General features: G+C 69.4%; 18 protein-coding genes and 1 riboswitch. Of the genes, 10 read left to right on the forward strand and 8 right to left on the reverse strand.

What is annotated here, in order from left to right; translation table 11 throughout:
* The first annotated feature begins 196 nt into the window (after positions 1–196).
* The gene (locus tag AB0I69_RS23050; RefSeq protein ID WP_363097526.1) at positions 197–1651 is read left to right on the forward strand and encodes a glyceraldehyde-3-phosphate dehydrogenase; all 1455 of its coding nucleotides are present in this window, start codon (positions 197–199) and stop codon (positions 1649–1651) included.
* Positions 1652–1733: 82 nt separating this feature from the next.
* Here AB0I69_RS23050 and AB0I69_RS23055 read toward each other — a convergent pair whose 3' ends face one another.
* A complete protein-coding gene (locus AB0I69_RS23055; protein WP_363097912.1) occupies positions 1734–3770 on the reverse strand; it encodes a DUF1996 domain-containing protein in 2037 nt (678 codons plus the stop codon).
* A 334-nt stretch (positions 3771–4104) separates the two neighbouring features.
* Positions 4105–4278, forward strand: a riboswitch (cyclic di-AMP (ydaO/yuaA leader).
* Between the two features lie 8 nt (positions 4279–4286).
* Between AB0I69_RS23055 and AB0I69_RS23060 the strand changes: the two genes are divergently transcribed.
* A complete protein-coding gene (locus tag AB0I69_RS23060) occupies positions 4287–5918 on the forward strand; it encodes an NlpC/P60 family protein (RefSeq protein ID WP_363097527.1) in 1632 nt (543 codons plus the stop codon).
* A gap of 206 nt (positions 5919–6124) precedes the next feature.
* A complete protein-coding gene (locus AB0I69_RS23065) occupies positions 6125–6589 on the forward strand; it encodes a hypothetical protein (RefSeq protein ID WP_363097528.1) in 465 nt (154 codons plus the stop codon).
* Between the two features lies 1 nt (position 6590).
* Here AB0I69_RS23065 and AB0I69_RS23070 read toward each other — a convergent pair whose 3' ends face one another.
* A complete protein-coding gene (locus AB0I69_RS23070; RefSeq protein ID WP_363097529.1) occupies positions 6591–7451 on the reverse strand; it encodes an endonuclease/exonuclease/phosphatase family protein in 861 nt (286 codons plus the stop codon).
* 252 nt (positions 7452–7703) lie between these two features.
* Here AB0I69_RS23070 and AB0I69_RS23075 point away from each other — a divergent pair, with 252 nt between their 5' ends.
* The 3 genes from AB0I69_RS23075 (at position 7704) to gndA (ending at position 10608) form a co-directional block, all read left to right on the forward strand.
* Positions 7704–8366: a GtrA family protein gene (locus tag AB0I69_RS23075; RefSeq protein ID WP_363097530.1), complete on the forward strand. Its 663-nt coding sequence runs from the start codon at positions 7704–7706 to the stop codon at positions 8364–8366.
* An 85-nt stretch (positions 8367–8451) separates the two neighbouring features.
* Positions 8452–8994 (forward strand): hypothetical protein, encoded by a 543-nt coding sequence (locus AB0I69_RS23080; protein WP_363097531.1) that lies wholly within the window; start codon positions 8452–8454, stop codon positions 8992–8994.
* Between the two features lie 144 nt (positions 8995–9138).
* Positions 9139–10608, forward strand: a complete 1470-nt coding sequence (gndA, locus tag AB0I69_RS23085) for an NADP-dependent phosphogluconate dehydrogenase (RefSeq protein WP_363097532.1) — start codon at positions 9139–9141, stop codon at positions 10606–10608.
* A gap of 55 nt (positions 10609–10663) precedes the next feature.
* Here the strand turns inward: gndA and AB0I69_RS23090 are convergent, their stop codons facing one another.
* Positions 10664–11662: a LacI family DNA-binding transcriptional regulator gene (locus tag AB0I69_RS23090; protein ID WP_363097913.1), complete on the reverse strand. Its 999-nt coding sequence runs from the start codon at positions 11660–11662 to the stop codon at positions 10664–10666.
* A gap of 294 nt (positions 11663–11956) precedes the next feature.
* On the opposite strand from AB0I69_RS23090, the gene AB0I69_RS23095 reads away from it, so the two are divergent.
* The 3 genes from AB0I69_RS23095 to AB0I69_RS23105 are packed head-to-tail and all read left to right on the forward strand — an operon-like array spanning position 11957 to position 15224.
* On the forward strand, positions 11957–12883 hold the full coding sequence (locus AB0I69_RS23095; RefSeq protein WP_363097533.1) for a sugar ABC transporter permease: 927 nt from the start codon (positions 11957–11959) through the stop codon (positions 12881–12883).
* 3 nt (positions 12884–12886) lie between these two features.
* Positions 12887–13837 carry a carbohydrate ABC transporter permease gene (locus AB0I69_RS23100; RefSeq protein WP_363097534.1) on the forward strand — a complete coding sequence of 317 codons (951 nt, stop codon included), beginning with the start codon at positions 12887–12889 and terminating at the stop codon, positions 13835–13837.
* A gap of 46 nt (positions 13838–13883) precedes the next feature.
* Positions 13884–15224 carry a sugar ABC transporter substrate-binding protein gene (locus AB0I69_RS23105; protein WP_363097535.1) on the forward strand — a complete coding sequence of 447 codons (1341 nt, stop codon included), beginning with the start codon at positions 13884–13886 and terminating at the stop codon, positions 15222–15224.
* On the opposite strand, the gene AB0I69_RS23110 is transcribed toward AB0I69_RS23105, so the two are convergent.
* Positions 15214–15348, reverse strand: a complete 135-nt coding sequence (locus AB0I69_RS23110; protein WP_363097536.1) for a hypothetical protein — start codon at positions 15346–15348, stop codon at positions 15214–15216. The two genes, AB0I69_RS23105 and AB0I69_RS23110, sit on opposite strands and share 11 nt — an antisense overlap.
* Between AB0I69_RS23110 and AB0I69_RS23115 the strand changes: the two genes are divergently transcribed.
* Positions 15347–17398 carry a beta-galactosidase gene (locus AB0I69_RS23115; RefSeq protein ID WP_363097537.1) on the forward strand — a complete coding sequence of 684 codons (2052 nt, stop codon included), beginning with the start codon at positions 15347–15349 and terminating at the stop codon, positions 17396–17398. The genes AB0I69_RS23110 and AB0I69_RS23115 overlap by 2 nt on opposite strands.
* On the opposite strand, the gene AB0I69_RS23120 is transcribed toward AB0I69_RS23115, so the two are convergent.
* From AB0I69_RS23120 to AB0I69_RS23135, 4 genes are all read right to left on the reverse strand, one after another.
* Positions 17391–18038: a response regulator transcription factor gene (locus tag AB0I69_RS23120; protein ID WP_363097538.1), complete on the reverse strand. Its 648-nt coding sequence runs from the start codon at positions 18036–18038 to the stop codon at positions 17391–17393. The genes AB0I69_RS23115 and AB0I69_RS23120 overlap by 8 nt on opposite strands.
* On the reverse strand, positions 18035–19282 hold the full coding sequence (locus AB0I69_RS23125; protein WP_363097539.1) for a sensor histidine kinase: 1248 nt from the start codon (positions 19280–19282) through the stop codon (positions 18035–18037). Before AB0I69_RS23125 ends, AB0I69_RS23120 begins: the two co-directional genes overlap by 4 nt.
* 85 nt (positions 19283–19367) lie before the next feature.
* On the reverse strand, positions 19368–20453 hold the full coding sequence (locus tag AB0I69_RS23130; protein WP_363097540.1) for an extracellular solute-binding protein: 1086 nt from the start codon (positions 20451–20453) through the stop codon (positions 19368–19370).
* 247 nt (positions 20454–20700) lie between these two features.
* Positions 20701–21279 carry a TetR/AcrR family transcriptional regulator gene (locus AB0I69_RS23135; RefSeq protein WP_363097541.1) on the reverse strand — a complete coding sequence of 193 codons (579 nt, stop codon included), beginning with the start codon at positions 21277–21279 and terminating at the stop codon, positions 20701–20703.
* Between the last annotated feature and the right edge of the window lie 145 nt (positions 21280–21424).

A 21424-nucleotide genomic window follows, 5' to 3' on the forward strand; every position in this document is an offset into this window, starting at 1 on the left:
TTGCGACGGTCCGGCAGGATGCGCGCACCCACGACCAGCGTCAGCACGCCGATGGGGATGTTGATCAGGAACCGACGCGCGTCGGCAGGGCCCTCACGGCGTTCCGGGCCTTCCAGGGGCCGGGCGGCACCCCACTGAACGAGCAGATGAACAGCGGGTTAGCATATGAGCGCCGCCTAGCTCGAAAGAGAAACCTGTGCCTGTCAACGAGGACTCGTTCACCAACTGGAAGACCCGCGAGGAGATCGCGGAGTCGATGATCCCGATGATCGGGAAGCTGCACCGCGAGCGGGACGTCACCGTCCTGCTGCACAGCCGCTCCCTGGTCAACAAGTCGGTGGTCAGCATCCTCAAGACCCACCGGTTCGCCCGCCAGATCGACGGCGAGGAACTCTCCGTCACCGAGACCCTGCCGTATCTGCGTGCCCTCACCGTGCTCGACCTGGGCCCCTCGCAGATCGACATCGGCATGCTCGCCGCGACCCACCGGACCGACGAACGCGGCCTCTCCGCCGAGGAGTTCACCGCCGAGGCCGTCGCCGGTGCCACCGGCGCCAACAAGATCGAGTGCCGCGAGGGCCGCGACGTCGTCCTCTACGGCTTCGGCCGCATCGGCCGCCTGGTCGCCCGCCTGCTCATCGAGAAGGCCGGCTCGGGCAACGGTCTGCGGCTGCGCGCCATCGTCGTACGCCGGGGAGGGGGGCGGGCCGTCGAGGATCTCGTCAAGCGCGCTTCCCTGCTGCGCCGCGACTCGATCCACGGCCAGTTCCAGGGCACGATCACCGTCGACGAGGCGAACGGCACGATCATCGCCAACGGCAACGAGATCAAGGTGATCTACGCGGCCGACCCGTCGGAGGTCGACTACACGGCGTACGGCATCAAGGACGCCATCCTCATCGACAACACGGGCAAGTGGCGTGACCGGGAAGGCCTTTCGCAGCATCTGCGGCCCGGCATCGACAAGGTCGTCCTGACCGCGCCCGGCAAGGGCGACGTCCCCAACATCGTGCACGGCGTCAACCACGACACGATCAAGCCGAACGAGCAGATCCTGTCCTGCGCGTCCTGCACCACCAACGCGATCGTGCCGCCGCTGAAGGCGATGGCCGACGAGTACGGTGTGCTGCGCGGCCATGTGGAGACCGTGCACTCGTTCACCAACGACCAGAACCTGCTGGACAATTACCACAAGGCCGACCGTCGTGGCCGTTCGGCGCCGCTGAACATGGTGATCACCGAGACCGGTGCCGCGTCCGCCGTCGCCAAGGCGCTGCCCGACCTCAAGGCCCCGATCACCGGCAGCTCGATCCGTGTCCCCGTGCCGGACGTCTCGATCGCGATCCTCAGCCTGCGACTGGGCCGCGAAACCACCCGCGCCGAGGTCCTGGACTACCTCCGCGACGTCTCGCTGACGTCCCCGCTCAAACGCCAGATCGACTTCACCACCGCCCCCGACGCGGTGTCGAGCGACTTCATGGGCTCACGGCACGCCTCGATCATCGACGCGGGCGCCACCAAGGTCGACGGCGACAACGCGATCCTCTACCTCTGGTACGACAACGAGTTCGGCTACTCCTGCCAGGTCATCCGGGTCGTCCAGCACGTCTCCGGGGTCGAGTACCCGACGTATCCCGCACCGGCCGTCTGACCCGGGCGCGCTGAACGTACGGCGGCCCGGCCACCCCCAAGTGAGGGTGGCCGGGCCGCCGTTGTCACAGACGGGCGCTGTGTCAGCGTGTCATGCGCTTACCTCGGTACAGCACCACGAATCCGGCGACGAGCAGCAGCGCTCCGGCCACCGCGGGCCACAGATTCGCGCCGGTCTCCGCCAACCCGCCCTGCGCCTGCGGTTGGTTCGGGCCCACGGCGGCGTAACTCTCCCCGCCCGAGGACGAAGCGGGCGGTGTCGCCGCGGCACTGCCGACCTGGCCGCCGGAGCCGTTGTCCGAACTCCCCTGCGTCTCGGTCGACTTGGACCCCTCGGTCTTCGTGTCGGCCTTGGGGATCGAGACGGCGGTCGTCAAGTCACCGGGGTCGGTGGTCTGGGTGTCGGTGGGCTCGGGGGCGTTTGTCTCGGTGTCCGGGGCGCTCGTCGCGGGATCCGCGGTGGGCTGGTCACCGTTGCCGCCGTTGCCGCCACTTCCCTCGTTGCCGCCGGGCTCGTCGGACGCGGTCGCGGTGGGCGACGCCGTAGCAGTGTCGGTGGCCGTCGGGGACTCCTGCGGCTCACCCGAACCTCCGCCCGAACCGGAGCCGCCACTCGAACCCGAGCCACCACCCGTGCCGGAGCCGCCACCCGAACCGGACCCGGAACCCGAGCCCCCGGGGTCGTTGTTCGTGCCGGCGCCGCACTTCTCGCCGTTGTTGATGCAGTTGACCATGTCCTTCATCAGGCCCTCGTCGAAGACGTTGATGAAGTCGCCGTGGTCGGTGACGGGCTTGTGCTGCTGCTCGGGGAAGGAGTCCACCGCGAACAGCGGGGTCGTCTTGCCGCCGTCCTGGAGGCTCGGCGCCTCCACGTCGTAGACGATCCGCTGCACCAGCTGCGGAATGGCCTCGAAGCCCGCAGGGCAGGAGCCGTCGGCGGCCTCGAAGGCCACGTGGGTGCGGTGGTTGGCGCTGTCGATGTTGCGGCCGTCCCAGCAGCTCTGGAACTTGAAGGTGCGCACCACATCACTGCCCGCCGGGCACAGCGGGTACTTGTCCTTGAGCTGCCGGTCCTCGAAACCGGTGCAACTCCAGGAGGCGTTGGCATTGGCCGGGCCGTTCACGAAGGCCTTCGCGTCGCCGGTGATGATGCGCAGGAGGCGCGGCATCGCGACGACCTTGCTCTTCGCGTTGCCCACGAACGTCAGCGTGGCCGCCTTGGCCGTGACGATCTGACCGGAGTTGCCCTCGGTGCCACCGCCGGGCTTGTCCGCGTCCCGCTCCTGCTTGCCGTTCTGCAGGCGCAACACGGGCCAGTAGTAAGTGGACTTGTCGCCCGGGTTCTCGCAGCTCGTGTCGGCCTTCGCCAGATCGTCGTCGCTGGCGAAGGCGTTGTTGGACTGGTTGCCGATGTAGTCGTGGAAGTGGTGGGCGCCGTTGGTGACACCGGGGGCGACGATCACGTTGTCGGAGTTGAACAGGCCGTTCTCGTTCACGCCACACGCGGTGACGAACGTGCCGCGGGAGGCGTCGGCCTGCTCCTGCGGAGTGTTCACGTTGGGCTGTACGGAGGTGATGTCCGCGTAGTCCGAGGCGACGGGCCCGTTGGTGGACTGCTGCTGGCCCTGGCCGGTCGGGGCGGCGCTACCGCTCTGGTCGCCGCCGCTGGAGCTGCCGTTCTGGTCGCCGTTCGTGGGAGCGATCAGGGTGCAGCCGGCGAGCGCGTCGAGTCCCTCCGGACGGTCCCCGACGCGTGCGATGGCGTCGTCGATCCGTCCGATGGTCGCGGCCCGCTTCTCCTTCAACGGATTCATGATCGCGTTGTCGGCGAAGGAGGCGTCCTGGCGTATGGACTCCGTCGAGTCCTTCAGTTTCTGGTAGGCCTCGGTTATCTGCTGGTCCAGAAGCGCGAGTTGGGCGTCGACCTCGGTCTTCGCCTCGTCGGGGACCGTCGTCAACTGGGTGCCGATGTCCGGGCAGTCGATCGTCGCGCCACTCGATGCTGCATCGGGAGACCCCTGTTGGGACGAGTCACCGCCCCAACCGCCTTCGGACGCCGACGCGTAGACGTTCGCCGCCACCAGTCCTCCGCCGCCCAGCATCAGGGCGACTGCTGCCATCGTCGCGCGTCGTGCGCCCGTGGGGCGTCTGCGCGTGTTGCGTGCCAAGGAAGTTGCTCCTACACGTATCGGTCGGCCCGGATCGTCCCGGCATGGAAATCCCCCGTCCCAATACGGAGCCGGATGCCGATGTGTTCAACCGTCCCAAAAATTCATAGCGACCTCATATGGATCACCCGACCCGGCGGGCTCATGAGCCCGTGACACGTTTGGGAGAGGTAAAGGTCACAAAAACGTATCGGACATATCGCGCTTCAACCTTCACACGAGGCACACACGTTGGCTAAGTTGACGCTCAGACCGTACGACCTACTCCGGCGAGCAGCGCCGGGCCGCACGGTTTGCGCCGAGTCCGGCGTGTCGCTCGCGACAGCCGGAGCCGAGGACCCAACCGACTTGGGGTGAATCGGCCCAACTGCCCCTCCGGGCAAGGGTCGTAGGGCAATCCTTCCGTGATCGACCGCCCGAACCCGACAGCTAACTCGGTAGGCGCGATACGGAAGGAGCACGTCTGCCATGCCGGCAGAACGAAGTACGCGCACCGGAGGCAGTGGCCCCACCGTGGACGACCGACCCAGCCGTGACGAAGTCCAGCGGCGGATCAACTCCCTTTACGACAGGGCCGAGACGGCCACCGGAAACTACAACGCCACACGCAAGATGTCCGGGGCTCCGCGCCAGCGTGTCGAGCCCCGTCCCAGCGCGTCGCGTCCTTCCGACCCCGCTCAAGACGCCGTCACTCGGCAGTTGTTCGACCGTGCTCGCGCTCAACTGGGTCCGACCGTACCGGCGATCCTGCCGCCCCGCAGGACTCCCGCCCGCTCGGCGGAAGCCCCGCCCGAGCGATCCGAACGACGCCCCGAGCCCGAAGGCGGCGGCCGAGCACTCGAAGCACAGCCCGGCCGCGCCGTGGCCGAGCTGACCGCGGGGACTGCCGTACCGGAGCCAGTCGCCCCGCAATTCGCCGCTCCTGTCGCGGAGTTGACGGCCGGCCCCGTCGCCGCACTACCGCCTGCCGCGCCGCAAGCACCCCAGATGCAGCAGATGGCTCAGATGCCGCAGGCCACCGTCCTCGACCTGTCGCCCGTGCCCGCCATCGAGGTGCCTCGCACGCCCGCCATGGAGCCGCAGCAATTCGCCGTGGCGGCCGCCCCGGCGCCTGTGTTCGACCCGCTCACCGCGGACCTGGAGCTGCTCCCGTACATCGCCGCTCCGCGCACCGAACCCGCCCCGGCGAACACCCCCTGGTCGAGCCCGGAAACCTCCTGGCCCGCCCCGGAGCCGACGTGGTCCACCGGCCAGATACCGATGGTGACCGAGCAACCGACTTGGTCCACCGGGCAGATGCCCATGGTTACCGAACAGCCCGCCTGGTCCACCGGCCAAATGCCCGTGGTCACCGAGCAGCCGAGTTGGTCCACCGGGCAGATGCCCATGGTTACCGAACAGCCTGCCTGGTCCACCGGCCAAATGCCCGTGGTCACCGAGCAACCGAGTTGGTCCACCGGGCAGATGCCCATGGTTACCGAACAGCCTGCCTGGTCGACCGGGCAGATTCCGATGGTGCCCGAGCAGCCCACCTGGTACACGACACCGGAACCGGACTGGCGCCCGCCGCAACAGGAGTGGCAGCCGACCGCCCCCGCCGCCGAAGTCTCCTTCGCCGCGGCCCCGCCCGCCGCCCCCGAGTTCACACTGCCCACAGCTCCGACGATGGCCCCGGAGATCAACCTCCCCCCGGCCCCGACAATGAGCCCGGCACCCGTCGCGGTGCAGGACCCCACCACGCACAGCAAGACCGGCACCGCGCTCGCCTTCGCTCGCGCGCAGATCGGCAGGCCCTGCCTGTGGGGCGCCGCAGGACCGGACGCGTACGACTGCTCCAGCCTCACCCAGGCCGCCTGGAAGGCCGCGGGCGTCCTGCTCCCGCGCACCGCCCAGGAACAGTCGGGCGCCGGCGCGCTCGTCCCCCTCGCGGACATCCGCCCCGGGGACCTGATCTTCTTCTACGACAGCATCGACCACGTCGGCCTCTACACCGGCAACGGCCTGATGATCCACGCGCCGAGCCCGGGAACACCCATCCGCGAGGAGTCGATCTTCTACGCCGGTTCCGCCGCCATCCGGGGCGCCGTACGGCCCGCCTGATCCGCTCGGGGCCGGGCATCTCCGGCCCCGGTCGCCCACACCCCGACACTCTCGGCGGCCCGTGTCGTTGGTCCACAGGAGTGGTGGAACCCCGGACACGGTCGTAGCGTCGAACGAGAAGAGAGACGACGACCGTGCCTCGGCAGGCGGGTCCACCGCTGTGCGGGTGTGGAGCGACGAGTACGAACAGGCGGCCGGGAGCGGACATGTACAAACACACCATGGTGGGAGTCGTCACGGTCTGTGCCGCCGCCCTGCTCGCACCGGCCGTGGGCACCTCGTCCGCGGCCCCGGCGACAGTGCGCGCGGTACCGGCCGCCCACCGGCAACTCGAAGACCCCGTGCTCGTCGACTGCCTCTGGCATCCCGAGGTGCGTCCGACCGACTTCATGCTCGCCTGCGGCGACGGCAACAGCCGTCTGACATCGCTGCATTGGTCGTACTGGAACGACAACTCCGCGACGGCCACGGGCTTCAACGTGGTGAACGACTGCAAGCCCTACTGTGCGGCAGGCAAGTTCCACTCGTACCCGGTCGTCGTCCGGCTCGACGACCCGCAGCAGTGGAAGCGGCATCCGGGAGTGCGGCAGTACGGTCGGATCAGCCTGACGTACACCGCCGGGAGGCCGGACCAGTTCGCGCACGTCGTGACCTATCCCCTGTGGAACTGACTCAGAGGGACAGCTCCACCACCAGCGGCCGGTGGTCCGAGATCGCCGTGCTCGGCGTATGCGCTGCCCCTATGGCGTCCGCACCCAGCCCTCTCGCCAGGATGTGGTCGAACTGGACGCGCGGGCGGTGCGAGGGGAAGGTCGCCTGCCGGGCGGGACCCCGCCAGCCGCGCCGCGCGGTCGCGTTGAGGGCGACCCGGGGCAGCGCGCCGATCAGGTTGAAGTCGCCCAGCAGCAGCTGGGGTTGGGGAAGGCCGGCGATCCAGCGGCGGACGGTGAGCAGTTGGCCGACGTTCCAGCCCGGTACGAACGAGAGGTGGACGGCCACCGCGGTGAACGGGCCGTGCGGTCCTTCCAGCACGGCGGCCAGCGCGGCCCGGGGCTGGTCGCGGGCCAGCGTCGGAGCGGCCCGCCCGGCGACCCGCAGCGGCACGGCCAAGGGCCCCGCGGGGAGCCGTAGGGCCCGCCACTCGTGGACCGGGAGTCTGGACAGCAACGCGACGCCCTGCGAAGGGACTTCGGGCTCCTGAGCCTGGGGGCCGTGGACGCGCATCTCGGGCTCGGCCGGGTCGAGGACCCAGCACCGGCCCGGCACGAAACGGCTGTGCAGCGCCGTCGCGTAACGCCAGTCGCGTGCGCCCAGCGCGTCGGCGGCGACCGCGGCCTGATCGACGCCACCGGACCGTTCCTGGAAGCGGTCGACCTCTTGGAGGGCCATCACATCGGCGTCCAGGCCCGCGACGGCTTCGGCGAGCGGTGCCGAGGGATCGTCGGGGTGTGCGGGCGCCGGGCGGCCGTCCGGCCGGACCAACTGCCCGTGCAGCACGTTGAACGTCGCGCACCTCACCCGTAAGTCACCCATGATCACCTCCGGTCAGCCCATGCCGGTCGGCAGGGCCATGGGTTCGCGTATCGGCCGGGCCGTCGTCATCCTGTCGTCCCCCTGCGTGTCGGCGGGCAGGGGTAGCGATCTTCGCATGGGCCGAGGTTTCCGGGGTGCGGCTCAGGAACACCACCCCGGAAACTCTACTTGCGTAACTCAAGCAAACCGCTATAGTTGAGTAAGTCAAGCAAACTTACGCGGCCGTATCAGGAGGCGCAGCGTACGGAGCGGATGGAGACCGCCATGGACGACGCGCCCCGTACCCCGGCGGCCCCGGGCCCGCTGGCCTCCTTCGCCCGGTTCGTGGCACTGGGCGGAGGTGTCGGACTCCTCTCCAGCGGCGCCGTGGCACTGCTGGCCGAGCAGCTGCCCTGGGCGGTGGCGAACGCGCTGATCACCGTCGCCTCCACCCTCCTGTGCACGGAGCTGCACGCCCGCTTCACCTTCGGGTCGGGCCGGCCCGCCGGATGGCGCGGGCACTGGCAGTCGGCGGGCTCGGCCGCGGCGGCCTACGCGGTGACCTGCGCCGCGATGTTCGTCCTGCACCTGGTGCAGTCGTCGCCCGGGATGCTCACCGAGCAGATCGTCTACCTCGGCGCCTCCGGTCTCGCCGGCCTCGCCCGCTTCCTGCTCCTGCGCCTGTACGTCTTCGCCACCGGTCGCGACCGCACGAAGGACACGATCGAGACGGTGTCCTCGCCGGTGCCGGTGCCGGTGCTGATTCCGGTTCCCGTGCGCACGACAGCCCCGCGGCCCGCCCGGGCGCTCAACCGGCACGGCGGCTTCCCGCTCCCGGCGAGGGCGGCCACTGCGGCGAGCGAGTCGTGGAAACCCGGGCATCCCTCCCTCGTATCGGTGAGGTCGGCGGCTCCGGCCGTCGCGGGGGCCTTGTAGCGGCGAAAGCGCAGGCCCGAGGCCCGCAGGTGTCCCCCGGTGATCAGTTACGCTGACCGCTTCCACAACACATTCGGCGGGGGACATGTTCAACAGGCGAGTGATATCGGGCGCGTTGGCGGCACTTCTGATCGGCGCACTCAGCGCGTGCGGCGGCGGGGGCGGGATCGACGGGAGTACGCATTCCGCGACCGATGCCAGTCAGAGCAGTGGCAGCACGGCGCAGAAGGCCCAGCCCACACCCGACACCGTGACCGGGCTCAGGGACTCGGTCCGTCATCTCGCCAAGAAGACGGTGAAGGCCACTCGACCGCACACGGTCACGAAGTGCTCGTCGGCCACCAAGCAGGTCCGGCACACGAGCAGTTCGGGAACGGGCACGAAGAAGAAGACCCGCACCTGGTACACCACAGAGCGGTACCGGAAGTGCGCGAAGGTGCGCAGTGGCACCGAGACGTACACCCGGCTCGTCCGCAAGGAGCAGTGGTGCGTGAGCCTGGACGACGTCGGCGGCGACACGGGCAGGGACGACGTCTGGTACCAGGTCACGCGCGTCACCTACGACCAGGCCGTCGGCACGGACGAGCACGCGCGGATGGAGTTCGCCCCGACCGGCACGGGCTGCTGAGACCACGGTCCGACGGCGGGCTGCCGGAGCCGATCGCGAATCGGGTTCCCGGATTTCGAGTCAATTCGCGATCACAGACGTACCTGCGGTCATGGGCGCCCCGCGCCGACCCGCCACGTCACCGACTCGGAGAACAGGCACCCCATGAACGCATCCGCACCGCACAACCCCGCTGCCGACGGAACCGCCCAGATCGGTGTCACCGGCCTGGGTGTGATGGGCCGCAACCTGGCCCGCAACTTCGCCCGCAACGGCTACACGGTCGCCGTCCACAACCGATCGCCGCACCGCACCCATGAGTTGATGAAGGAGTACGGCGACGAGGGCGCCTTCGTCCCGGCCGAGACGGCACAGGAGTTCGTGGCCGCGCTCGAACGCCCCCGCCGCCTGATGATCATGGTGCAGGCCGGCCCGGCCACCGACGCCGTCATCGACGAGTTCGCCGCGCTCATGGAGCCCGGCGACATGATCATCGACGGCGGCAACGCCCACTTCGCCGACACCCGCCGCCGCGAGGCCGCCCTGCGCGAACAGGGCCTGCACTTCGTCGGCGCCGGGGTCTCCGGCGGCGAGGAGGGCGCACTGAACGGGCCGTCGATCATGCCCGGCGGATCGGCGGAGTCGTACGCCGTGCTGGGCCCGATGTTCGAGTCCGTCAGCGCCAAGGTCGACGGGGAGCCCTGCTCCACGCACATCGGCACCGACGGTGCCGGGCACTTCGTGAAGATGGTGCACAACGGCATCGAGTACGCCGACATGCAGCTCATCGCCGAGGCCTACGACCTGCTGCGCCAGGTCGGCGGATACACCCCCGCCGAGATCGCGGACGTCTTCCGCCGCTGGAACGAGGGACGGCTCGGGTCCTATCTGATCGAGATCACCGCCGAAGTCCTCGCCCACACCGACGCGGAGACCGGCAAGGCCTTCGTCGACATCGTCACCGATGCCGCCGGGCAGAAGGGCACCGGGCGCTGGACGGTGCAGACCGCGCTGGAGCTGGGTTCGCCGGTCACCGCGATCGCCCAGGCCACCTTCGCCCGCGCCTCCTCCAGCCAGGGCGACCTGCGCGCGGCCTATCGCGGACTGCCCGGCGGCACCACTCCCCCGCTCAGCCGCACCGAGGCCGACCGGTTCACCGCGCAGGTCGAACAGGCGCTGTACGCCTCCAAGGTCATCGCCTACGACCAGGGCTGGAAGATGATCCAGGACGCGGCCACCGAGTACGGCTGGACGATCGACCTCGCCGCGGTCGCGGGGATCTGGCGGGGCGGCTGCATCATCCGCGCCTCCTTCCTCGACCGGATCCGCGCCGCCTACACGGCCGACCCGGGTCTGGTCAGCCTGCTGGGCGAGGAGGCCTTCGCGCAGGAGATCGGTGACGCGCAGGTCCCCTGGCGGGAGGTCGTCGCCTCCGCGGCCCGCCGCGGCATCCCCGTCCCGGCCTTCTCCGCCGCCCTGTCGCACTACGACACGCTGCGTGCCGAGCGTCTGCCGGCGGCCCTTCTCCAGGGCCAGCGCGACTTCTTCGGCGCCCACACCTACGGCCGGACCGACCGCACCGGCATGTTCCACACCCACTGGTCCCGGCCCGGCCGCCCGGAGACGACCGCCTGACCGACGCCTGTTCCCGGCCCGCCCGTTCAGGCGGGCCGGAGCACCCCCGCGCCCGCTACTCGTCCACGGCGAGAGCGGGCGCCGCCGTACTCGCGCGCACCACGAGCTCGGTCGGCACCAGTGTGGTGCCGTGCTCGTCCCCGCGTTGCCGCATCCGCCGTAGGACACCCTCCACGCACAGGCGGCCGACCTCGGCGAAGTCCTGGTGGACGGTGGTCAGGGGCGGCAGGAAGGAGCCGGCCTCGGGGATGTCGTCGAAGCCGATCACGCTGACGTCCTCGGGGATGCGTCGGCCGCGCTCGTGCAGGGCCCGCAGCAGGCCCAGGGCCATCTGGTCGTTGGCGGCGAACACGGCCGTGCAGTCGGCCTGTTCGGCGAGGTCGAGGCCCATGCGGTAGCCGGACTCCGCGGACCAGTCGCCGCGCACCACGGGTGGCACGGGCCGCCCCGCGTCGGTGAGTTCGGCGCTCCAGGCATCCGCACGGCGCTGGGCCGCGAAGGACTCCTCGGGTCCCGCCAGATGCCAGACGGTGCGATGACCGAGGTCGAGGAGATGGCGTACGGCGGCCCGCGCCCCGCCGTTCTGGTCGGTGTCGACCACGCTGTAGCGGTCCCCCGCGTCGGAGTCGGCCACGACCACCTGGACGTGGGGCGGCAGCGAGATGGTCGCCGCGTCGAGGAGGTGGACCTCCATGATGGCGATGACGGCGTCGACGGCGAGTTCGCCCAGCCGGGAGAAGGCGCCGCGCACCTCGTCCTGGGTGGGGACGGCGACCGGCAGCAGCGTGACGGCGTAGCCCTCGTGCGCGGCGGAGGTGGCGATCGCCTCCAGGGTGCGCATGTTGCCGGTGGTCGAGAGGTTGAACGTGATCACGCCGATGGTGCGGAACTCACCGCGCTTGAGGGCCCGGGCGGCACTGTTGGGCCGGTACCCCAGTTCCTTCATGGCGGCGAGCACCTGTTGCCGGGTCTCCTCGTTCACGCCCGCGTAACCGTTGGACACCCGGGAGACGGTCTGCGAGGAGACGCCGGCCACGCGTGCGACATCGGCCATCGACGCGCTCGGGGCGCGCCGCGTGACCCGTTTCCCCCCGCGTCTACGGGGCTCCTCGGTGCCGGCCGAGGCACCGTGCGCTGTGTCCACCCGTCTCCTTCCCCTATCGATCCGATTGCCTGGGGCACGTTTCACCAAACGGCCCTTGACCACCGACATTGGGGCAGTGTAGACATGCCGCCATCAGATGTTTACGTAAACATAACAGGCCGAGACGCTCCCGGACCTGGATGTTTACGCAACCATCGCGACGGCGTGTGACGCCGGTTCCGAGATGGACGAGCGAGGAACTACATGACGACGCTTCAGCCCCCTGCGGCCGCGACTCGGCCCCCTATCCGGCCATCGGCGAAACGAGACCGCCGGTCCTGGACAGGGTGGGGTTTCATCGGACCCTTCGCGGTGGTCTTCGCCTTCGTCTTCCTGGCTCCGATCGTGTACTCGATCTACCTCAGCCTGTACCGCAACCAGCTCATCGGCGGTAACCACTTCGTCGGCCTGGACAACTACAAGCAGGCCTTCCAGGACGACCAGTTCTGGTCCTCCCTGGAGCGGGTCTCGCTGTTCCTGCTGATCCAGGTGCCGATCATGCTCGGCATCGCCCTGTTCGTGGCCCTCGCCCTGGACAGCGGCCGGCTCTTCGGCCGGGACTTCTTCCGGATCACGATCTTCCTGCCGTACGCCGTGCCCGCGGTGGTCGCCACCCTGATGTGGGGCTTCATGTACGGCACCCAGTTCGGTCTGGTGGGCGACATCAACAGCGCCTTCGACGTGACCCTGCCCGACCCGCTCTCCACGCACCTGGTGCTGGCGTCGATCGGCAACATCGTCACCTGGGAGTTCGTCGGCTACAACATGCTGATCTTCTACTCCGCCCTGCGGGTCATCCCGAACTCGCTGTACGAGGCGGCGGAGATCGACGGTGCCGGGCAGTTCCGCGTCATCACGGCCATCAAGCTGCCTGCGATCCGCGGCGCGCTGGTCATCGCGACGATCTTCTCGATCATCGGCAGCTTCCAGCTCTTCAACGAGCCGAGCATCCTGCGGCCGATCGCGCGCAACGCCATCACCACGGACTACACCCCGAACTTCTACACGTACTCGCTGTCCTTCAACGGCCAGCAGCACAACTACTCCGCGGCGGTCGCCATCATCATGGGGCTGATCACCATGGTCATCGCCTATGTCGTGCAGCTTCGCGGCATGCGCAAGGGAGCCTGAGCCATGAGCACCCCCGTCACCACCGACTCCCCGTCGGCGCCCGCACCGTCCGGCGGCGGCTCCCGGAGCGCGCCCCGACTGCGCACGCCCCGCAAGAAGCACACACCCGGCCGCCCCAAGCGCAGCGTGCTGCTGACCGTGCTCACCGGTCTGATCCTGGTCTACACCGTGGTGCCCCTGATCTGGCTCGTCATCAGCTCCACCAAGACCCAGTCGGGGCTCGCCGACTCGCACGGCCTGTGGTTCGCGCACCGCTTCGCCCTCTGGTCGAACATCCACGACACGTTCACCTACCACGACGGCATCTTCGTACGGTGGCTGCTGAACACCCTGCTCTACGTCGTGCTCGGCGCCGGCGGCGCCACCCTCCTGGCGATCCTCGGCGGTTACGCGCTGGCGAAGTTCAACTTCCCCGGGAAGCGCGCCGTCTTCGCCGTGGTCATCGGTGCCGTGGCGGTCCCGGGTACGGCCCTCGCGGTGCCGACCTTCCTGATGTTCAGCAAGGTGGGGCTCACGGACACTCCGTGGGCGGTGATCATCCCCTCGCTGGTCTCGCCGTTCGGCCTCTATCTGATGTGGGTCTTCGCCACCGAGGCCATCCCGGTCGAACTCCTCGAAGCCGCCCGCATCGACGGAGCCGGTGAGGTCCGCACCTTCTTCCAGGTCTCGCTGCCGCTGCTCGCCCCCGGTGTCGTCACGGTGCTGCTGTTCACCACGGTCGCGACCTGGAACAACTACTTCCTGCCGTTGATCATGCTCAGGGATCCGAACTGGTACCCGCTGACCCTGGGCCTGAGTGCCTGGAGTTCGCAGGCCCAGACGATCGGCGGCGACGTCATCTTCAACCTGGTGATCACCGGTTCGCTGCTCACCATCGTGCCGCTGATCGCCGCGTTCCTGCTGCTGCAGAAGTACTGGCAGTCCGGTCTCGCCGCCGGAAGCGTCAAGGAATAACCCCACCCTCAAGAAGTCCCACCCACGAAGAAGTGGAAGCATCTCCATGCGCAGAACCACCGGCCGCCTGCTGCGCGGCCTCGCCCTCCTCTCCGTCCTCTCCCTCGGGGCGACCGCGTGCGGCAGTTCGGGCGACGACAGCTCCAGCACCAAGGCTGTCTCCGCCTCGGACATCCAGGCGGCCCTGAAGAAGGGCGGCTCGGTCACGGTCTGGGCCTGGGAGCCCACGCTGAAGAAGGTCGCCGCCGACTTCGAGAAGAAGTACCCCAAGGTCAAGGTCAACCTGGTCAGCGACAAGTCCGGTGACAAGTACTACACCGCGCTGTCGAACGCGATCGCGGCCGGGAAGGGCGTCCCGGACGTCTCCCAGGTCGAGTACTTCGCGCTCAGCCAGTACTCCCTGACCAAGGGTCTCAGCGACCTGGCGCCGTACGGCGCCGCCAAGCTGGCCTCCAAGTACACGGCCGGTCCGTGGAACGCGGTGAGCGACGGCGACAAGGTCTACGGCCTGCCGATGGACTCGGGCCCGATGGCGATGTTCTACAACAAGAAGGTCTTCGACAAGTACAAGATCGCCGTCCCGACCACCTGGGACGAGTACGTCGTCGCGGCCCGCAAGCTGCACAAGGCCGACCCCAAGGCGTACATCGCCAACGACGCCGGTGACGCGGGCTTCACCACCAGCATGCTGTGGCAGGCCGGTTCGCGCCCCTACAAGGTCGACGGCACCAAGGTGACGGTCAACTTCGAGGACGCGGGCGCCAAGAAGTACACGGAGACCTGGCAGAAGCTCCTCGACGAGAAGCTCGTCTCGCCCATCAACGGCTGGACCGACGACTGGTACAAGGGCCTCGGTGACGGCACCATCGCCACCCTGACCACCGGTGCCTGGATGCCCGCCAACTTCGTCAGCGGCGTGGCCGGTGCCTCCGGTGACTGGCGCGCGGCCCCGATGCCGCAGTGGACCGCGGGCGCCAAGGCAAGCGCGGAGAACGGCGGTTCGTCCCTCGCCCTGCCGACGCTGGGCAAGAACAAGGAACTCGCCTACGCGTTCGTCGAGTACGCCAACGCCGGCGCCGGTGTCCAGACCCGCGTCGACCAGGGTGCCTTCCCGGCGACCAAGGCGGAGCAGCAGTCGGCTGCGTTCCAGGACAAGGCGTTCCCGTACTTCGGCGGGCAGCAGGCCAACAAGATCTTCGCCCAGTCCGCGTCCGAGGTCGCTTCCGACTGGTCGTACCTGCCCTTCCAGCAGTACGCCAACTCGATCTTCAACGACACCGTCGGCAAGGCCTACATCTCGGGCACCACGCTGGCTCAGGGTCTGAAGAGCTGGCAGGACGCCTCCGTCAAGTACGGCAACGAGCAGGGCTTCACGGTCAACAAGTGACCCGCTCGAAGAAGTAACCGGCACCTCCTCCGGAGCCGACGCCGAGCAGCAGTTCGCTCGGCGTCGGCTCCGGAATCCACCACGCGTCTCGTACCGCCTGTGCAGTAACCGGAAGGACCACCATGATCTCCACCCTCCTGTCCCAGCTGCGGCACGGGCCGGACGGTGACGCCACACCCCGCCTCGCCTACGGCGCCGACTACAACCCGGAGCAGTGGCCTCGCGAGGTGTGGGACGAGGACATCCGGCTGATGCGCGAGGCCGGCGTCAACATCGTCTCCGTGGGGATCTTCTCCTGGGCCCGTATCCAACCGGCCCGGGACGAGTGGGACTTCGGCTGGCTCGACGAGATCATGGACCTGCTGCACGCGGGCGGCATCGGCGTCGACCTGGCCACCGCGACCGCGTCCCCGCCGCCGTGGCTGAGCACGGAGCACCCGGAGATCCTCCCGGTGACCGCCGCCGGCGAGACCCTGTGGCCGGGGGGCCGCCAGCACTGGCGTCCCACCTCGCCGGTCTTCCGTGAGCACGCGCTGCGCCTGGTGCGGAAGTTGGCCGAGCGGTACGCGGATCATCCCGCACTGGTGGCGTGGCACGTCTCCAACGAGTTGGGCTGCCACAACGTCTACGACTACTCCGACGACGCGGCCCGCGCCTTCCGCGACTGGCTGCGCGCCCGCTACACCACGATCGACGCGCTCAACTCGGCCTGGGGCACGGCGTTCTGGTCCCAGCGGTACAGCGACTGGGAGCAGATACTGCCGCCGCGGCTGGCCGCGTCCTTCCCGAACCCCACCCAGCAGCTCGACTTCAAGCGCTTCTCCTCCGACGCGCTCAAGGACCATCTGCGTGCGGAGCGCGACCTGTTGCGCGAGATCACGCCGGACGTGCCGGTCACCACGAACTTCATGGTGATGGGCAACACCAAGGGCATGAACTACGCCGACTGGGCCGCCGAGATCGACTTCGTCTCCAACGACCACTACGTCACGCCCGGTTCGCAGGACCGCGACGAGCTCTCCTTCTCCGCCAACCTGGTCAGCGGCATCTCCGCCGGCCGTCCGTGGTTCCTGATGGAGCACTCCACCAGCGCCGTCAACTGGCAGCCCGTCAACGTGGCGAAGCGCCCCGGCGACCTGGCCCGTGACTCGCTGCTGCACGTCGCGCACGGCGCCGACGCCGTCTGCTACTTCCAGTGGCGCCAGTCGGCGGCCGGCGCCGAAAAGTACCACTCCGCGATGGTGCCGCACGCCGGAGCCGACAGCGAGGTCTTCCGCGCGGTGGCCGAACTCGGTCGCACGCTGCGGACGTTGGCTCCGGTCGCCGGTTCGGACCGCGAGACGGCCCGGGTCGGCATCGTCTTCGACTGGGAGTCCTGGTGGGCGAGCGAGCAGGACTCGCACCCGACCGACCGGCTCGACTACCGCCAGGAGGCGCTGGACTGGTACTCCGCCCTCCTCGACCTCGGCGTGCGGGCCGACATCGTCACCGCGCAGACCGCCCTCGACCGCTACGACGTGGTGATCACGCCGGTACTGCACATGATCCCGGCGGCCCTGTCCAAGGAACTCACGCGGTACGTCGAGCAGGGCGGCCACCTGGTCTCCACGTACTTCTCCGGTGTCGTCGACGAGAACGACCACATCTGGCTCGGCGGCTACCCGGGCGCCCTGCGCGACCTGTTGGGCATCCGCATCGAGGAGTTCGGCCCGCTGCTCGACGGCGACACAGTCGAGCTGGACCTCGACGGGGCCGCCACGGGCTCCCTGTGGACCGACCGGATCACGGTGACCGACCCTGAGGTGGAGGTGCTGGCCCACTACCGCAGCGGTGCGTACACCGGCCGCCCCGCCGTCACCCGCCGTACGGTGGGCGGGGGTTCGGCCGCGTACGTCTCCACGCGACTGGGCCGTGAGGGCCTCACCGGGCTGCTGCCCCGATTGCTCGCGCCCGCCGGTGTCGGCAGTGAACTGCCGGACGCCGCAAGGGGAGTTGTGGAGCTGACCGTGCGCCGGGACGCCGACAGCCGTTATCTGTTCCTGGTCAACCGGACCGACGGGACAGTGCCGTTGACCGGCCTGTCCGGGGACCTGCTGGTCGGCAGCGCGGGCGAGGACGGTTTCCCCGTCCTCTCCCCCAGGGATGTCGCTGTGGTACGCCAGCCCGTCAGGTGAGTTCGAGCAGCCCGCGGCGGACGGCCTCCGACACGGCCGCCGCCCGGTTGTCGACCTTGAACTTGCGGTAGATCCGCACGAGATGGGTCTTGACCGTGGCCTCGCTGAGGAACAACGCCTCGGCGATGGCCCGGTTGCTGCGCCCCTCGGCCATCAGCCGGACGACCTCGACCTCGCGCAGGGTCAACTCCTGGGCGGGGCTGACGACTTGGCCGACGAGTTCACCGACGATCTCCGCCGCAAGCCCCACCGAGCCGGCGGCGGCCGTACGGACCGCCTGGAAGAGTTCCTCCGGCGGCCCGGCCTTGAGCACATAGCCGCGGGCGCCCGCCTCCAACGCCCGTACGACATCGGCTCGTCCGGCATAGCTGGTCAGCATCACCACGGCCACGCCCGGCGCCTGCAGAGCGAGCCGACGGACGGCCTCGACGCCATCGATCCCGCTGCCCGGTCCGGCGAACCGCAGGTCCATCAACGCGACATCGGGCGCCAACCGGACTGCCAGGCGTACGGCTTCCTCACCGCTGCCGGCCTCGGCGATCACGTCGAGATCCGGTTCGCCGTCGAGGAGGGCGTGCAGTCCGGCCCGTACGACGGTGTGGTCGTCCGCGATCAGGAGGCGGAGCGGTCCGGCGGTCATGAGGCGCTCGCCGCGGTGAGCGGCGCGAGCGGCTGGATCCGGGGTGCGGCGGACACCGTGGCGCGGACCCGGGTCCCCCGCCCCGGCACGCTGCTGACGTCGAGGTCTCCGCCGCATTCGCGCAGTCGCGCCCTGGCCGCGGGCAATCCGAATCCGCGGTCCGTGCCGGCACCGGCCGCGAGGGCCGCGGCGGGGTCGAAGCCCAGCCCGTCGTCGCTCACTTCGAGTTCCACCCGGTCCCTGTGCCGTCGGAAGGTGACCAACACGCTCCCGGCACGGGCGTGTTCACGCACGTTCGCCAGCGTGCTCTGGGCGACACGGAAGAGGGTGGTGGCCGCGTGGTCGTCGAGTACCGGCTGATATGCGCCCACCGCGCGGAACTGGACCCGGACCCCGGAGCCTTCGGTGCGGGAGCGGGCGCACAGCAGACGCAGCGCGCCCTCCAGGCCTGCCTCGGCGACGGCGGCGGGAGTGAGATCGCGGATGATCCTCCGGGTCTCCGCCAGATTCCCGCCGAGGCCGTCGGCCACGGCACGGACCCGGGTGCGCGCCACGTCCGGCCGCTCGTCCCAGTCACGCTCGGCCGCCTGCAACAGCATCACGCTGCCGGCGAGTTCCTGGGCCAGGGTGTCGTGCAGGTCGCGGGCGATCCGGGTCCGCTCGGCCAGCACTCCGGCCTGACGCTGTTGCTTGGCGAGGGTGTCCCTGGTGTCCCGCAGTTCCTCCACCAGGCGCTGCCGGAGTGCCGCGTCCCGCTGCTGCGTCCGGTAGAGGCCGACGGTCGCCCACACCGCCGCCACGGGGACCAACGCGACCTCGGGATCGAACCGGCCCGTGGACCGGACGAGCGACCCCACGAGTACGACGGTGATCGCGGCCACGGTCATCACGGCGGCGCGTCGGCCGAGCACGCGAAGGGCCGCGCAGGCGATCGGAAGGGCGCACCACACGTAGGCGGTTGTCAGCGGCGCCTGGGTGAGGAGGGTGAGAACGGTCCACAGCAGGAGCAGGAGCGGGATCCACGTCCGTCGGCCGAGCGACCCGAGCCGGTCCCACCACGTCAGTCCGCCCGCGTACACGAGTGCCAGCGCTCCGCTGAGGCTCACGATGTACCAGCACAGCGGGACGTCGACCAGGGCGAGCCGTACGAAGCCCGCCCCGACGACGAGGAACAACGCGAGGTGGGAGACGTGCTCCAGGGTGAGCCGACTGCCGCGAGCGGTCAGCGGAGCGCGAGCGGACACGGCAGATCCCCTTGGGACGAACGATCCGGACAGGGCCGCCGAGTCTATCCGCCACCTGTATGAGCGGTGTGAACAGCGGGGCCCGCTACGCCCCCGGGTGCAGCCCCAGCCAGCCCGGTGTGGGATCGCCCTTCACCTCACCGAAGTAGAGGGCGAAGGTCTGCTTCCAGCGCTCGACGGCGGCGCGGTCGGCCATGAAGGCGGGGAAGCCGTCGAGGTGCGCGTTCGGGTACTCCCAGATCGGCTTCAGTCCCGCCGGGAGCGTGGTGTCGGTGCGTACCGACCAGCCGTTGAAGGACGCCTGCTGCTGGGCGTCGGACAGCTGCCAGTTGAGGTAGAGCTTCGCTGCCGTCGAGTTCCTGGCCTGCTTGAGGATCGCGGCGCGCTGGCCCCAGGCCATGAAGGGGTGGCCGTCGGCGACGACCCACTTCAGGGGCGACGTGGAGGCCAGCGTGCCCGCCGTGGCGAGGCCGATCTGCTTCTCCCCGCGGAGGACCGCGCCTATCGGGGAGTCGGCGCCGCGGGCGAACCGCACGTCCTGTCCGGCGAGCGCGGCGGCCCACTCCCAGCCGTACTGCTGCACGTACAGCGAGTAGAGGTAGAGGACCGCGTCGTCGTCGTGCGGGAAGGGCGAGGCGATCTTGCCCTTCCACTTCGGGTCGATCAGGTCGAGCGGGGTCTTCGGGGCATCCGCACCGACCGCGTCGACGCCGTACAGGAAGCTGAAGCCCACCGCGGCGATGGCGACCCAGGCGCCCTGCGGGTCCTTGAAGCCGTCGTAGACCTTCGAGAACCCGGCCGGCCGGTAGGGCAGCAGGCGGCCCTGCTCCTTCCAGCGCGTGAAGTCCTGCACGGTCTGGAGCTGTACGACGTCGGGTACCAGGGTCCCGGTCGCGAACTGGTTGTCCACGCGTACGTCGTGGTACTTGCTGTAGTCGACGATCAGCGTCAGATCGATGTCCGGGAAACGCTTCCGGAAGGCCGTCTTGGTGGCGTCCTGCTGGGTCGGCGTGTCACCACCGGCGTAGACCACCAGCTTGCCGCCGTCCGCCAGCGCGGCCCGGTACAGCTCGTCGAGCGTCCTGGTCTCCTCGGCTCCGGAGGCGCTCCGGGAAGACCGCCCGGGCGAGGCGGCTGCGGCGGGAGTGGCTGCGGCACCGAGCACACTCATCCCGAGGGCGGCACCGGCTCCACCGGCAAGTACACGTCGCCTACTGAGAAAGCTGGACACTATACGAGGCCTCTCTGATGGGGGGGTGAGGCCATGGGCTGCGTGGCCGGGAACCCGGCGCCATGGCCATGGGTGATTCTTCAGCCGCCCAGAGAGCGTTCGCGTCGTCCGTACGGAGCGAGGTACGTGCGCGAGGTTGAAGCCTCGTTCAACCGATCGGTTGAACGGGAGGTCGCCGGAAATCCCGTCATTCCGGCGTCGGGCGCAGCCCCGTGACCGTGACCGTGACGAGTCGTCGTACCGCCGCTTTGGAGGGCAGGACGCCGGCCGCGGCGAGGGCGTGGAGGCAGTAGGTCGCCAGTTCGTCCGGGGAGACGTCGTCGCGGATGTCGCCGGCCTGGACGCCCTCGGCCAGGAGTTCACGGAGGAAGCGGTGGAGGTGCTGCTCGGCGCCGACGACGTGGTCGCCCTGGTGCAGCAGCGCGCCGAGTTCGGGTCCGTGGCCGTGGCGTCGTTGCTGGATGAACGCGTACGCCTCCAGTACCGCTCCGAGCCGCTCCCCCGCACTGCCGGAACCGTCCCGCAGTTCGGCGAGTTCGTGGAGATGCCCGGCGATCTGCTGCTCGTGCCACGCCGTCATGATCGACTCGACGTCCGGGAAGTACTTGTACAGCGTGGCCCGGCCGATCCCGCTCTCCTCGGCGATCTTCGACATCGTCACCGAGCGCAGCCCACGCTCGGTCACCAGCACCGCCGTGGTCTCCAGCACCGCGTCGCGTACGGCGCGGCGGTGCTCCTCGATGGTCTCGTTCCAGAGCTTCGGCACGGCCTCAGCATACGTCTCGCCACTGTCGAGACACCATGCATTGACAGCGACACAGTGTCTCGATAAAGCTGTCGGGGCGGCAGACGACGAGGACTTGGGCGACCACACGCACCTCTCGCAGCCGCCCGCCACGGAAGGACATCGC

It is taken from the genome of Streptomyces sp. NPDC050508, from assembly GCF_040655155.1.
Classification (GTDB): domain Bacteria; phylum Actinomycetota; class Actinomycetes; order Streptomycetales; family Streptomycetaceae; genus Streptomyces.